The following is a 1,109-nucleotide window of genomic DNA, read 5'->3' on the forward strand; positions in this document are numbered from 1 at the left end:
AGGGCGAATTCAACTGATCGTCGCAACACCTTGATCACGGAGGTTTGCGATGGGGCGCGGGAAGAAGCAGATTCCTGAGGTGCCGGCTGGCGGGCGGCGACAGTGGGCGTCGGATCGGGCGTTGCGGCCGCCGATGCGTTCACCGGGACGGCCGGAGCCGTCTCGTGCGGTGCAGCGGGACTTCTGGCGGCGGATCGCGTCGGGAGTAACCACGCTGGAGGCCGCGGAGGCTGTGGGTGTGTCGTGGCCGGTCGGGTTCCGGTGGTTCCGTCACGCTGGCGGCATGCCGCCGATCAGTCTGGACGAGCCCACCGGCCGTTACCTGTCATTCGCCGAGCGCGAGGAGATCGCGTTGCTGCGCGCCCAGGGAGTCGGCGTGCGGGAGATCGCCCGCAGGATCGGACGCGACCCGGGAACAATCTCACGCGAGCTGCGCCGTAACTCGGCGACCAGGGGCGGTAAGCCGGTCTACCGGGCTCTGGTGGCGCAGTGGAAGGCGCAGCAGGCGGCGAAGCGTCCGAAGACGGCGAGGCTCGTGGGTAATGGCAGGTTGCGGGAGTACGTGCAGGATCGGCTCGCCGGCAGGGTCCGGCGACCCGACGGCACGGTCGTCACCGGGCCTGAGGCGCCCGCGTGGAAGGGGTTGAACAAGCCGCATCGGCAGGACCGCCGCTGGGCGACGGCGTGGAGCCCGGAGCAGATCTCGCACCGGCTGCGTGTCGACTTCCCCGATGATGAGTGCATGCGCATCAGCCATGAGGCGATCTACCAGTCGCTGTTCATTCAGGGGCGTGGAGCGCTCAAGCGGGAGCTGGTCGCGTGTCTGCGCACCGGCCGGGCGCTGCGGGTTCCCAGAGCGCGGTCCCGGAACAAGCCGCAAGGGCATGTCACTGCCGATGTCGTCCTGTCCGAGCGGCCCGCCGAAGCCGCGGACCGCGCGGTCCCCGGGCACTGGGAAGGCGATCTGATCATCGGGACGGGTCGTTCCGCGATCGGCACGCTCGTCGAACGCTCCAGCCGCTGCACGCTCCTGGTGCATCTGCCTCGGTTGCAGGGGTGGGGCGAGAAACCACCCGTGAAGAACGGTCCCTCGCTCGGCGGCTACGGCG

Annotated in this window: 1 protein-coding gene; it reads left to right on the top strand. The window is 69.6% G+C overall.

The annotated features are described in order from the left end of the window. Positions 1-283: 283 nt before the first annotated feature. Positions 284-1,109: IS30 family transposase (locus F8271_RS31455; protein WP_151493402.1), on the top strand; the 826-nt coding region annotated here is incomplete at its 3' end.

Source organism: Micromonospora sp. ALFpr18c (assembly GCF_008868155.1).
In the GTDB taxonomy this organism is placed as follows: Bacteria; Actinomycetota; Actinomycetes; order Mycobacteriales; family Micromonosporaceae; genus Micromonospora.